Source organism: Hydrogenophaga crassostreae (genome assembly GCF_001761385.1).
Classification (GTDB): Bacteria; Pseudomonadota; Gammaproteobacteria; order Burkholderiales; family Burkholderiaceae_C; genus Hydrogenophaga; species Hydrogenophaga crassostreae.
On the sequence record NZ_CP017476.1, the window covers coordinates 1,775,806 to 1,788,697 of the forward strand.

The 12,892-nt window shown below is 62.5% G+C and carries 7 protein-coding genes and 1 riboswitch; of the genes, 1 reads left to right on the forward strand and 6 read right to left on the reverse strand.

Going from position 1 to position 12,892, the window contains the following annotated elements; translation table 11 throughout:
• Window positions 1-206 precede the first annotated feature (206 nt).
• Together LPB072_RS08250 and LPB072_RS08255 are read right to left on the reverse strand one after the other, a co-directional pair.
• Entirely contained in the window at window positions 207-959 is a 753-nt protein-coding gene (locus LPB072_RS08250) for a LytTR family transcriptional regulator (protein WP_066094021.1), read from the reverse strand.
• A 417-nt stretch (window positions 960-1,376) separates the two neighbouring features.
• Window positions 1,377-3,269 carry a B12-binding domain-containing radical SAM protein gene (locus LPB072_RS08255; RefSeq protein ID WP_066094024.1) on the reverse strand — a complete coding sequence of 631 codons (1,893 nt, stop codon included), beginning with the start codon at window positions 3,267-3,269 and terminating at the stop codon, window positions 1,377-1,379.
• Window positions 3,270-3,696: 427 nt separating this feature from the next.
• On the opposite strand from LPB072_RS08255, the gene LPB072_RS08265 reads away from it, so the two are divergent.
• Window positions 3,697-6,438, forward strand: a complete 2,742-nt coding sequence (locus tag LPB072_RS08265; RefSeq protein ID WP_082877087.1) for an ATP-binding protein — start codon at window positions 3,697-3,699, stop codon at window positions 6,436-6,438.
• 56 nt (window positions 6,439-6,494) lie between these two features.
• On the opposite strand, the gene LPB072_RS08270 is transcribed toward LPB072_RS08265, so the two are convergent.
• The 4 genes from LPB072_RS08270 to gcvH all read right to left on the reverse strand — a co-directional run bounded on the left by LPB072_RS08270 (window position 6,495) and on the right by gcvH (window position 12,892).
• Complete coding sequence (locus LPB072_RS08270; RefSeq protein WP_066094034.1) at window positions 6,495-7,886, reverse strand: L-serine ammonia-lyase; 1,392 nt, start codon at window positions 7,884-7,886, stop codon at window positions 6,495-6,497.
• Window positions 7,887-7,908: 22 nt separating this feature from the next.
• Window positions 7,909-9,168, reverse strand: coding sequence for a D-amino acid dehydrogenase (locus LPB072_RS08275; RefSeq protein WP_066094037.1), 1,260 nt, complete (start codon window positions 9,166-9,168; stop codon window positions 7,909-7,911).
• 158 nt (window positions 9,169-9,326) lie between these two features.
• Window positions 9,327-9,422, reverse strand: a riboswitch (glycine riboswitch).
• 43 nt (window positions 9,423-9,465) lie between these two features.
• Window positions 9,466-12,357: an aminomethyl-transferring glycine dehydrogenase gene (gene gcvP / locus LPB072_RS08280; protein ID WP_066094040.1), complete on the reverse strand. Its 2,892-nt coding sequence runs from the start codon at window positions 12,355-12,357 to the stop codon at window positions 9,466-9,468.
• 169 nt (window positions 12,358-12,526) lie between these two features.
• Window positions 12,527-12,892, reverse strand: a complete 366-nt coding sequence (gene gcvH / locus LPB072_RS08285; protein ID WP_066094043.1) for a glycine cleavage system protein GcvH — start codon at window positions 12,890-12,892, stop codon at window positions 12,527-12,529.

A 12,892-nucleotide genomic window follows, 5' to 3' on the forward strand; every position in this document is an offset into this window, starting at 1 on the left:
CTATGATCTGGTTGTGGTCATTGACTTTTGTCAATTACAAACCAGTGTAGGCATGATCTGCTTTCCACCCTAATGTGCGGGTTTACCGATGAACTGGCGCCAAACGTGGCCTCCTGTGCACGAAACGGTGCTTGACCCGCACGAAACGCATTGATCAGCAGTCTTGGCGTTGGCAATGCGGGTATATCCCTAGCAGACTTTTTTGGTCAATGCCTGCTCAACAGGCCCAATGCCTTGCGCAGGCGCAGCACATCCCCTCGCGCGACAGGAACAGGCTCCTTGTTCTTGCCTTTGAGTACCACGTGTGTCTTGCTGCCTTCGCGGCCCAGCTCGGCCACGCCCTGCAGGTTGACGATAAAACACCGGTGAATCCGCATGAACTGCTCCGGATCCAGGCGCGATTCCAGGTCGCCAATGCTCAGATTGCAAAAATGAAATCCGTCGCGCGTGAGGATGCGGGTTGAGTGGGCCTGAGACTCAAGACACAACACATCCTGCGTGTCAACGAAAGCCACCTTGTGGTTGGCGACCATGGGAATGCGTGTCAATCGGACGCTGGTCGATGGGGGCTCGGAAGCGGCGACTTCCTGACTGACCACCTGGGTCACGTCGTAGAAAACCAGCACAAAGCCGGTGGTTTTTCCCATGTGGTCAGCGAGACGGGTCACCTTGATCAGCAGCACTTGTTCAGGGATGTTGATGATCATCGTCATGGGTACGGCGCTGACCATGGGACAGCTGGATGCCTGGTCGAGCAGAAAATCGACCTTGGGCTTTGAGCGCGCGGGGTGAAACGAGCTGACCAGTTTGTCGAAAGGTTGTTTCTCACCCACGGGCAATACCTTTCGGGCAAAGTCATTCATCGCCAAGACGGTGCGCTTGGCGTCCAGGTGAATCACACCGACCTCGAATTTCTCCAGCAAATACAGTGGCGATTTGTTCGCGACCTCGGCTTCCATCAACAGTCTCCTTGCCAGTCGGAATGGGCGCTGGTCTGCGCGAAGCGTAACGCAACTGGCACCGAATGCTCGCATTCAGCTGCCGCCACAGGCCGTCTGCTGGTACACCGGGCGAGACTTGGCAGAACACACGAATGCAGGGGCACCGTGCTGTAGATTGCCTCAGGGTGGGTGTTTGAGGCCGTCGGTGTCTGCGGTACAAGCGATGGTCAGGAGTGGGCGCTGCCCTGCTGCCGCGAATGACCGCGGACGAGAAGTCCGCGGACACAATGCCCGTTTTGCAGCGGAGATCACGGACGCCTCCTGGTGGCCGATTCCGGCCGAAGGTGGGCTGCCCTTTTTCAGACCGGCATTCACCTTCTTCCAGCCGAAAGATTTTTCCTCGGCAAGAGCGCCGTTTCGCATCCCGGCGTTCAGTCAGGCGTGCTGAGCCAGCGCCTTGCCAAGCCGTCCGCGCTTGACCGTGGATCTTGGCACTTGCATGGGCATGTGCTCAAACCACCGCCGCACATCGTCTTCCACACACAGGCCATGCATGTAGTTGTAGATGGCCTTTCGCAGGCCGGCGCCCAGGGCGTCGTGGTCGACGCCGGTGGGGTCGGTGAAGCCGATGTCGTTTTTGGCAAAAGTCACAGGCGGCAGCGGAATCAGCTCGATGCCGTAAGCGGCCGGGTCCATGCCCACGGGGGAGTGCACGGTGCAGCTGAAGCGGTGAAAGAAACCGCTCTGGATGCAACCGTTTTCAAACAACTGGCGCACGTACTCCAGCGCGTCCACGGTGTCTTGCACGGTCTGTGTGGGAAAGCCGTACATCAGGTAAGCGTGCACCAGGATGCCGGCGTCCGAGAAACCTTTGGTGACCCGCGCCACCTGCTCCACGCTCACGCCTTTTTTCATCAGTGTCAGCAGCCGGTCGCTGGCCACTTCCAGGCCGCCGCTCATGGCAATGCAGCCGCTCTGGGCCAGCAACTCGGCCAGCTCGGGTGTGAAGGTCTTTTCAAACCGGATGTTGCCCCACCAGCTGATGTGGAGGTCGCGCCGGATGAGTTCTTGCGCCAGGGCCTTGAGGGCTTTGGGGGGCGCGGCTTCGTCCACGAAGTGAAAGCCGGTCTGGCCGGTTTCTTCGACGATCTGCTGGATGCGGTCGGCCAGCTTCACCGCAGTGGCGGTCTCGTACCGGCCGATGTAGTCCAGGCTCACATCGCAGAAGCTGCATTTTTTCCAGTAGCAGCCGTGGGCCACGGTGAGCTTGTTCCAGCGGCCGTCGCTCCACAGGCGGTGCATGGGGTTGAGCATGTCGAGCAGGCTCAGGTAGCTGTGCAGCGGCAAACCATCCCAGGTGGGGGTGCCCACGTCTTCAAAGGGGATGTCGGGCTCGGCGAGGTTGATGTATTGCACCTGGCCTTCGCTGTTGCGGATGAAGCAACGCTGCAGGCGCTGCGGGCCGCGTTGGCCATTCAGGTGTTCGATCAAAGAGAGCACCGGGCGCTCGCCGGAATCGAGCGTCACGAAATCGACGAAGTCAAACACGCGCGGGTCTTTGAGTTCGCGCAGCTCGGTGTTCACATAGCCACCGCCGAGCGCAATCTTGACCTTGGGGTGCGCCGCCTTGATGGCTTGCCCCATGCGCAGGGCGGCATAGACCGAGCCGGGGAAGGGCACCGACAGCAGCACCAGCGTAGGTTGGTGCCTGGCCACCTCGGCCAGCGTGAGCTCGGTCAGCAGGTCGTCGATCAGCGTGGTGGGCGCGGCGAGCGCGGTGGCGAGCGGGTCGAAGCTGGGCTGGCTGCTGGCGAGTGATTCGGCGTAGCGCACGAACTCGAAGCGCTCGTCGACCGCATCGCGCAAAACATCGGCCAGGTCGTTGAGGAACAGCGTGGCGAGGTGGCGGGCTTTGTCTTGCACACCCAGGGCGCCGAAGGCCCAGGCCAGCGGGTCGCCGCCGCCTTCTTCGCCCAGTTCCACGTCGTCGTACACATCGAGCGCGGCAAAGCGCGGGCCTTCGGGCAGCAGGCCGCGCGCGGCGATGCGGTGGGCCAGCGTGGAGTCGCTGCCTTGCAGGAAGCGGATCACCGGGCCAATGGTGGCGCGGTAAGCGGCGAACTGGTCCATGAACGCATGCACGCTGCCCGAGCGGTCGGCCTCGGGCCGGGCTTTTGCACAGGCATGCACTTCGTCCAGCCCCTGGGGCGTGAACAACCGCAACACCAGCGCCAGCGCCAGATCGGCCTGCACGGCGTCGATTCCGCGCGAACGCAGGAAGCCGGTGAGGTAGGCGGTGGAGGGGTAGGGCGTGTTGAGCTGCGTCATCGGGGGGATGAGGCTCAGAACGCGGGTGGGGATCGGGTTCCCTGAGGGTTGTTGTTGAGTGTGCGGCACGAGCCGATCTTAGGGCACCTTGTGCGTTGGCGTGGCTGGGACAGGAATCGTTTGACTACCCTCAGTGCGGAGCCTTTCGAACGGTACATATCCAACTCTATGTACTTGACCTGATGCAGGGTGCGCTTGCCCAGATTTGAGGTCTTTTTACCTATGCGTTGGTGTATGGGTTGTGCGATCGAATGCTTTAGAAGCAGGCATTGTGTGCGCTCGAAAAGCCGTGGCAAGCATGGGCCACGCGGTAAAGCTGATGTCCTCCATTTCACCGAGAATCTGCCGACAAAGTGAGATCATCGAGGCCCTGATTTCGCCACCTTTCTGACCGAGGCGGCTGGCCAGCCGACTGCTTTTGCTCGCAATGGACAGGCGAACCCAGTCTAGGCTCGATGGAGTCAGGAAAGCAAACGGGACTTTCGCCCCCCTCGCCATCAAAGAAGTCAGCCAATGGATGTTTTTAATGAACAAATTTGATTCTTCTGCCCAGCTTCGTCTGCGGGTGGAGGCTGCGTTGAAAGCCATGGACGCAGAGACGCCAGAGGCAGGGAATGCCGTGTCGATCAAGGCATTGCTAATTGATTTGGCTGTTCACCAGATCGAACTTGATCGGCAGAATCATGAACTGCTCCGATCACAAGAAGCTTTGACAGCCCGGCATGCCTTTTTGTATGACATGGCGCCCCTAGGCTATTGCACAGTCAATGCGGCAGGGCTTGTTCTGGAATGCAATGCCATGGCGGCCTCCATACTGGGACTGGAGCGCAGCTTGCTTCTCAATAGACCGTTTTCCCAGTTCATCGTCGGCGAAGACGAGGGTGCGTTCCTCCAATTGACTCAATCGGTGTTGCAGGAAGCTGGTGTTGAAAGCCCGCAGGTGGTTCATTCGGAGGCGACTGGTTGTGAGTTGAGAATGATGCACAAAAGCGGTTCGCCGTTTGTGGTGCAGTTGAGGATGGCGGTCGCTGTGGGTTCAAATAGCGAGTGGGCTTTGCAACTCACACTGATCCCAGCCGAAGCACCTGCGAACCCAGCCAGGATTGAGCTTGGCGATCTGGGTATCGCCTCGAGAAAGCCTGGCTACCGTTGGGATGCCGCCAGTCACGAACAGGTGGTGCATGAAGTTCCTGAGAGCGATGCGATGGTGCGCCGGGTGGTGGACGGGTTTGGGCCCAACGTGTTTGTTGGCTTGCTGACCCCCGATGGGCGGGTGCTCATGGTCAATCAATCTGCCATGGCGGTAGGGCATGTGCGCTGGAGTGAGGTGGCCAATCAGCCAATCGAACTGGCTCCCTGGTTCAGGCACTCCGAACTGACGAAACAGCAGATGCGGCAAGCGGTGAAACTTGCCTCCCAGGGCATACCGAGCCGGTTTGACATGCAGATTTGCGGGGAGGACGAACGAACCCTCACCTGGGTCGACTTCTCTTTGCAACCCGTTCTGGATGGGTCGGGTCAGGTGAGCCATCTGGTGCCCAGTGCCTTGGTGGTCCAGGACCGCAGGCAGGCTGAGGAGAAACTGCTGGAAAGCGAAATGCGTTTGGCGGGCATTGTTGACATGGCGCTGGACGCCATCATCACCGTGGATGCCACGCAGAAAATTGTCGTTTTTAACCCGGCGGCCGAGGCGATCTTCCGATTGTCGCGGAGCGAGGCCTTGGGCCTGCCACTGGAGCGCTTCATTCCCGACCGGTTTCGCGTCGATCACCGCCGGCACATGGCCGGTTTTGCGGGTGACAAGGCCCGGGCAAAGCCCACGATGGGGGGCCGCCCGGTCATGGGCGTTCGGGCAGATGGCCAGGAGTTTCCCCTCGAGGCCTCGATCTCGCATGGCAAGGTGGGCGACGCACAGTTGTTCACGGTGGTCTTGCGCGACATCACCGAACGCCTCCGGACAGAGCAGGAAAAGTCAGCGATCGAAGAGCAGTTGCGCCAATCCCAAAAGATTGAAGCCATCGGTACGCTGGCGGGAGGCATCGCACACGATTTCAACAACGCGCTCGCTGTGATTCAGGGCAACACGCAACTCGCGCTGGAGGACGTTGGCGCCAATGAGCTGGCCCAACAAAGTCTGGCGGAGATTCAAAAGGCGAGCACCCGGGCGCGCAATCTGGTGCAGCAGATTCTGTCTTTCAGCCGCCGCCAGGCGACCCAGTATGTGCCGATCGATTTGGCACCGGTGGTTCGGGAGAGCGTTCGGCTGCTTTCGGCGGCGCTGCCAGCGCGCCTGTCGATTTTTGTGGACTGCGATCCCGATGTGCCGGCTGTGATGGCCGATGCCGGGCAGATCGAGCAGATCCTGATCAACCTGAGCACCAATGCGCTGCAGGCTATCGGTGAACAAAAAGGGCGCATTGAAATTCGCCTTGACTGCGTGGAGCTCGATGCCTCGTATGCCAAGCGCCATCCGTCTCTGCTGGCCCTGCACGCCAAGCGCCCTGGACGTACCGTTCGGCTCGCGGTGTCCGACACGGGACCTGGCATGGATGCCGCCACGAAAGATCGGATTTTCGAGCCTTTCTTCACCACCAAGCCTGTCGGCAGTGGCACGGGTTTGGGGCTTTCCGTGGTGCACGGCATCACTCAGTCGCACGGCGGCACCATCGAGGTTGCAAGCCAGCTCGGTCAGGGCACGGTGTTTACGCTTTACCTGCCAATGGCCCTGAAACAACCGGCGCAGGTGGAGGAGCAAGAGGAGGCGAAGGCACCTGTGTCAGCGGGAGGCGCCAACAAGAGGGTGCTCTATATCGATGACGAGGAATCCTTGGTGGTTCTGGCCAAGCGCTTGCTGGAGCCGCACGGTTATCGGGTCACCGGTTACTCCGACCCCCTTCAGGCCCTCGAGGTGCTTCGCGCTGATCCGCAGGCATTTGACGTGGTCATCACGGACTACAACATGCCAAGCATGTCTGGACTCGATGTGGCGCGCGAGGTGCGCGAGATCCGAAAGAACCTGCCGGTGGCGATCGCTTCAGGCTTCGCCGACGAGACTTTGCAGTTGCAGTACGCTGAGGCCGGAGTGCAGGAAATTGTTTCCAAGCTGGGCGCGATGGAGGGCCTCCGGGCGGTCATCGAACGGGCAGTGAAGGGCGGTCGGCCCCTCTGAGTGGGCTGGCAAGTTTGGCCGTTCAGGCACCCCGGTCGGGGTGTCGCGACGGCGCTTCAGCACTCCACGATGTTGACGGCCAGACCACCGCGTGCGGTTTCCTTGTATTTGGTCTTCATGTCGGCGCCGGTCTCGCGCATGGTCTTGATGACTTTGTCGAGGCTGACATGGTGGACGCCGTCGCCGCGCAGAGCCATGCGGGCGGCGTTGATGGCCTTGACCGAGGCGATGGCGTTGCGCTCGATGCAGGGAATTTGCACCAGGCCGCCCACTGGATCGCAAGTCATGCCGAGGTGGTGCTCCATGCCGATTTCGGCGGCGTTTTCGGCCTGTTCTGGCGTGCCACCCATCACGGCGCAGAGCGCGCCCGCTGCCATGGAGCAGGCCACGCCCACTTCGCCCTGGCAACCCACTTCAGCGCCGCTGATGCTGGCGTTTTCTTTGTACAGAATGCCAATGGCCGCAGCGGTGAGCAGAAAGTCGATCACGCCCTTGTTGCTGGCACCAGGCACGAAGCGCGTGTAGTAATGCAAGACAGCGGGCACGATGCCGGCGGCGCCGTTGGTGGGCGCGGTGACCACGCGGCCACCCGCAGCATTCTCTTCGTTGACGGCCAGCGCATAGAGGTTGACCCAGTCGAGCACCTGCAAGGGATCGCGCAAAGCCGCTTCCGGGTGGCTGCACAAATCGGCGTACAGCTGGGGCGCACGGCGCTTGACTTTGAAGCCACCGGGCAGAATACCGGGCGTGTTGCAGCCCCGGACCACACATTCCTGCATCACGCGCCAGATGTTGAGCAAACCGCTGTCGATCTCTTCGTCGGTGCGCCAATGGCGCTCATTGGTGCGCATCACATCGGCGATGCTGCATCGGTGTTGCCGGGTGAGCACCAGCAGGTCTTCGCCGCTGCGAAAGGGCAGAGGCAAGACGGTGGCGTCGGGCGCGATGGCTTTCATCTTGCTGCCGTCGGCCGCGACCTCTTCGCTCACCACGAACCCGCCGCCCACCGAGTAAAACACCCGGTTCACCAGTTCCGCCCCGGTCGCATCAAAGGCTTGCAGGCGCAGGCCGTTGGTGTGGAAGGGCAGGGTTTCGCGGCGGAAAAACAGCAGGTCGTCCCGATCTTTGAAGGCGATGTCGTGCGTGCCTGCGAGCAGGATGCGGCTGGTCTCGCGCACCCGGGCCAGCAAGGCGGGCACGAGGCCGACATCCACCGTGTCGGGCTCGTGCCCTGCCAAGCCCAGCATCACGGCCGTGTCTGATCCGTGTCCTTTGCCGGTGGCACCCAGGGATCCGTACAGCGAACACACCACACGCGCTGTTTGATCGAGCTGGCCGCTGGCCTGCAGGCCGCCGACGAAGAGCCGCGCGGCGCGCATGGGCCCCACGGTGTGAGAACTGCTGGGGCCAATGCCGATCTTGAACAGATCAAAGGAGGAGATGGCCATGCGGGCTCCAGGAATGGTTGTGTCAGGCAGTGAGCATACCGGGCGCGGCGACGGGCGAGCGCAGGCGGCTGGCCTGGTGCACCTGCTCGGCCACCATATCCGCAGTGACGGCCGACAGCGTCCAGCCCAGATGCCCGTGGCCGGTGTTGTAGAACACATTGGCGCGCTGGCCGGCGCCCACGCGCGGCATCATGTTGGGCAACATCGGGCGCAAACCCGCCCAGGGCACGACCTGGCGGGTGTTGATGCCGGGGAAGCACTGGTTGACCCACTCGGTGAGCGGGCGGATGCGGTCGGCGCGGATGTCGCGGTTGGCGCCATTGAACTCGGCGGTGCCGGCGACGCGAAAGCGGTCCAGACCCAGGCGGCTGGTGACGAGTTTGGTTTCGTCATCAAGCAGGCTCACGGTGGGGGCGGCTTGCTGGCTGGCGGCGTCGGGCAGGCTCACGGTGATGGAATAGCCCTTGACCGGGTACACGTTGACGCGGTCGCCGAGCTGGGCCGCGAAGTCACGGCTGCCAACGCCGGCGCAAACCACCAGGCCATCGAAGGTCCGGGTGTGTGCGCCTTCGGCATCGTGGGCGGTGACCGTGGCTTGAGCGCCATCGCTGTGCAGGTCGGTCACATCTTGACCGTAGAGGCACTTCACCCCCAGGCGCTCGGCGGCGGCGGCCAGACCGACCGTGAACTTGTGGATATCGCCGGTGGCATCGCTCTCGGTATAGAAGCCGCCAAAGTAGGTGCCAGCCAGAGCGGGCTCGATGGCGCGCATTTCTTCCGGCGTGACCGCGCGGCGGGGCAGGCCGCCGAGAGCGAGCATCTTGGATACCTCGGCCGCGTGGTCGAAGCCCTTTTTGTCGCGGTAGATGTGCAGGATGCCCTGGCGCTTCAGATCGAAGTCAATGCCCTCGGCCTCGGCCCAGGCGAAGAGGTGGTCGCGCGCGGCGATCGCGAGCTTGGTTGTCTCAATGGTGTTGGTGCGGTAGTTCGGGATGTTGGCGATGAACTCGGCAAACCACGACATCTTGTGCCAGCTGGGCTTGGGGTTGACCAGCAAAGGGGCGTCGCTCTTCAGCATCCACTTCAGGCCCTTGAGGATGGTGGATGTGTGGTTCCACACCTCGGCGTTGGAGGCCGAGAGCTGGCCACCGTTGGCGAACGAGGTTTCCATCGCGGCATAACGATGTTGTTCAAACAGGGTGACCTGGAATCCGCGCTTGGCGAGTGCGTAGGCTGTGGTGACACCGGTGATGCCACCGCCAATGACGGCGATTGATTTCATGTGAAAAGCTCCAGACGTCAGAAGGGTTGGGTGTGCCTCGCAACATGCGCGGCACACGCCCCCTCTGTTTGGAACCTGAGAGATTCACAGCACGTTGATGCGCTGCTTGCTCCTGCGGTGAACCGGGCGACGAACCTGGTTGCTCTTCAGAGATGGAAAATGATCAATCGGTCCTTTTGCCTGAGAGTTTCCGGGGCGGTTGCTCCTTCGGCGCTGGTGCGGCTTGGCCGTCCAGTCTCTCCCGATCGATGGGGGATTGTAGATGGGGCCTTGCAAAGCGCAAAGCCCCTTCTTGGGTCAAGCCAGTTCGCTGATCGGCACGCAGCTGCAGAACAGGTTGCGGTCGCCATACACGTTGTCGACACGGCCCACGGGTGGCCAGTACTTCTGGTTGGCCCGGGTGGACGTGCTGGCCGCGCCGACTTCGCGCGAATAGGGGTGGGCCCATTCACTGGTCAGCAGGCTCGCGGCGGTGTGCGGCGCGTTTTTCAGCGGGTTGTCGTCTTGCGGCCATTCGCCCGCTTCGACCTGGCGGATTTCGTTGCGGATCGCGATCATGGCGGCTATGAAGCGGTCCAGCTCTTCCAGTGTTTCGCTTTCGGTGGGCTCGACCATCAAGGTGTTGGCCACGGGGAAGCTCAGCGTGGGCGCATGGAAACCGTAGTCCATCAGCCGCTTGGCCACGTCTTCGGCCATCACGCCGCTGGTTTCCTTTAACTGGCGCAGGTCGAGAATGCACTCGTGGGCGACGTGGCCGTTGGCCGATGCGTACAGTGTGGGGTAGTGGTCTTTGAGGCGCTTGCTGATGTAGTTGGCGCTCAGGATGGCCGTCTCCGTGGCGTGCTTCAAGCCCTCGGCGCCCATCATGCGGATGTACATCCAGCTGATGGGCAACACGGCGGCATTGCCCAAGGGCGCTGCGCTCACCGCGCCCACGCCGCTTTTCAAACCGCTGGTTGCATGACCGGGCAGGAAAGGCACAAGGTCTTCCACCACACACACCGGGCCCACGCCGGGGCCGCCACCGCCGTGGGGGATGCAGAAGGTTTTGTGCAGGTTGAGGTGGCTCACATCGCCGCCGAATTCGCCCGGTGCGGCCACGCCCACCAGCGCATTCATGTTGGCGCCGTCCACATACACACGGCCGCCGTGCTGATGCACCAGGGCACACAGTTCTTTGACCGTGGTCTCGAACACGCCATGGGTGGACGGGTAGGTGATCATCGCGGCGGCGAGGTTGGCGCTGTGCTGTTCGCACTTGGCCTTCAGGTCGGCCATGTCCACGTTGCCGTTCTCGTCGCACTTGGTCACCACCACGGTCAGGCCCACCATCTGGGCGCTGGCAGGGTTGGTGCCGTGGGCGCTGGAGGGGATCAGGCAGATGTTGCGGTGGCTTTCGCCTTTGGATGCGTGGAAGGCGCGGATGGCCAGCAGGCCGGCGTATTCACCCTGTGAGCCTGCGTTGGGCTGCAGGCTGATGCCCGCGTAACCCGTGGCCTGGCAGAGCCAGGCGCGCAATTGCTCGTCGAGCTCGGCGTAGCCCAACTGCTGATCGGCGGGCGCAAACGGATGCACGTTGGCGAACTCGGGCCAGGTGATGGGGATCATCTCGCTGGTGGCGTTGAGCTTCATGGTGCAGCTGCCCAGCGGGATCATGCTGCGGTCGAGCGCGAGGTCTTTGTCGCTCAGCGCGCGGATGTAGCGCAGCATGCCGGTTTCGGAGTGGTGGCTGTCGAAAACCGGGTGCGTCAGGAAGGCGCTGGTGCGCCGCAGGGCGGCAGGAATGCGCGGCTCGATGCCGTTTTCAAATTCCACGAAGTTGGGCAGGGCCTGGCCGTGGGCGGCGAACACGTTCCACAACAAGGCGATGTCTTCGCGGGTGGTGGTTTCGTCGAGCGAGATGCTGACGTATTCGTTCCAGGACAGACGCAGGTTGACGCCGGCACCGCGCGCCTTGGCCATCAGAGGCTGGGCCTGCTCGCCACACTTGTAGGTCAGGGTGTCGAAAGACGAGGTGGACGTGGCGGTCCAGCCCAATTGCTCCAGGCCTTTGGCCAGGATGGCGGTGTATGAGGCCACGCGCTGTGCGATGCGGGTCAGGCCCTGGGGGCCGTGGTACACGGCGTACATGCTGGCGACCACGGCGGGCAAAACCTGCGCCGTGCAGATGTTCGACGTGGCCTTTTCGCGGCGGATGTGTTGCTCGCGCGTTTGCAGCGCCAGGCGGTAGGTGGGCTGGCCGTGGGCGTCGATGCTCACCCCCACCAGGCGGCCGGGCAATGAGCGCTTGAAGGCATCGCGGCAGGCCATGTAGGCAGCGTGTGGGCCACCCGCACCCATGGGCATGCCGAAACGCTGGGTGGTGCCGACCACGATGTCGGCATCGAATTCACCCGGGGGCACGAGCAGGGTCAGCGCGAGCAGATCGGCGGCCACGACGAAGGCGGCGTTTTTGCCATGCACTTTGGTCACATCGGCGCGCAGATCGTCAATGCGGCCGCTGGTGCTGGGGTACTGCGCCAGCACGGCGAAGTAGTCGTCACCGTCCAGGGCGGCGAGCCACTCTTCTGCCGAGTTGGCCAGCTTGACCGTGACGCCCAGTGGCGCCGCGCGGGTCTGGATGACCTCGATGGTTTGCGGGTGGGCGTCGCCGGCCACCACGAAGGTCATGCCTTTGGACTTCACCGAGCGCATCGCCAGCGTCATGGCCTCGGCTGCAGCCGTGGCTTCGTCGAGCATGGAGGCGTTGGCGATGTCCATGCCGGTGAGGTCGGTCACCATGGTCTGGAAGTTCACCAGGGCCTCCATGCGGCCTTGCGAAATTTCGGCCTGGTAGGGCGTGTAGGCCGTGTACCAGGCGGGGTTTTCCAGCACGTTGCGCAGGATCACACCTGGCGTATGGGTGCCGTAGTAGCCCTGGCCGATAAAGCTCTTGAGCAACTGGTTCTTTTGCGCAATGGCCTTGAGCTCTGCCAGCGCCGCCGCCTCCCCCGCAACCGGTGGCAGGTCCATGCCCGTGCTGCGCGCAATCGAGCGCGGCACGATGCTGTCGATCAGGGCGCGGCGCGAAGCCTCACCGATCACGGACAGCATGTGGGCTTCCTCGGCACTGCTCACGCCGATGTGGCGGGCAATGAATTCGGAAGGATTTTCGAGATCGCGCAGAGCGTGGGCGGAGGACGTCGTCATGGCGTTACCTTGTGGCAAGGGGGCAATTGAAGAAAAATGTGCAGGGTCAAACGCGACCCAGCTCGCGCGCTACAACGCCAATCCAGGGCGCCGCGGAACCGGCTTCGCCGGGCCGCCAGCGCCGCCCCCTTGAGGGGGTCGCGCGCAGCGCGGCAGGGGTGGACCAAATTCAGGCCGCGAATGCGGCGTATGCGGTTTCGTCGAGCAAGGCATCGACCTGCGCAGGCGCCGACAGCTTGACTTTGAAGAACCAGCCTGCGTTCATCGGATCGCTGTTGGCCAGGGAAGGATCGGCGCGCAGGGCTTCGTTGACTTCGGTGATCTCGCCGCTGATGGGCATGTATACGTCGGCCGCTGCCTTCACGGACTCGACCACGCCAGCGATGTCTTTTTGTTCAAACGACTTGCCCACTTCGGGCAAATCAACAAACACCACATCGCCCAAAGCGTCTTGCGCGTGGACGGTGATGCCCACGGTGGCGATGTCGCCGTCCACGGTGATCCATTCGTGGTCTTCGGTGTACTTGGTGGTCAT

What these genes read in the sequence shown, in the direction of transcription:
- LPB072_RS08250 (WP_066094021.1), bottom strand. Translation starts at nt 959, where the DNA reads ATGGAAGCCGAGGTCGCGAACAAATCGCCACTGTATTTGCTGGAGAAA.
- LPB072_RS08255 (WP_066094024.1), bottom strand. Translation starts at nt 3,269, where the DNA reads ATGACGCAGCTCAACACGCCCTACCCCTCCACCGCCTACCTCACCGGC.
- LPB072_RS08265 (WP_082877087.1), top strand. Translation starts at nt 3,697, where the DNA reads ATGGACAGGCGAACCCAGTCTAGGCTCGATGGAGTCAGGAAAGCAAAC.
- LPB072_RS08270 (WP_066094034.1), bottom strand. Translation starts at nt 7,886, where the DNA reads ATGGCCATCTCCTCCTTTGATCTGTTCAAGATCGGCATTGGCCCCAGC.
- LPB072_RS08275 (WP_066094037.1), bottom strand. Translation starts at nt 9,168, where the DNA reads ATGAAATCAATCGCCGTCATTGGCGGTGGCATCACCGGTGTCACCACA.
- gcvP (WP_066094040.1), bottom strand. Translation starts at nt 12,357, where the DNA reads ATGACGACGTCCTCCGCCCACGCTCTGCGCGATCTCGAAAATCCTTCC.
- gcvH (WP_066094043.1), bottom strand. Translation starts at nt 12,892, where the DNA reads ATGACCACCAAGTACACCGAAGACCACGAATGGATCACCGTGGACGGC.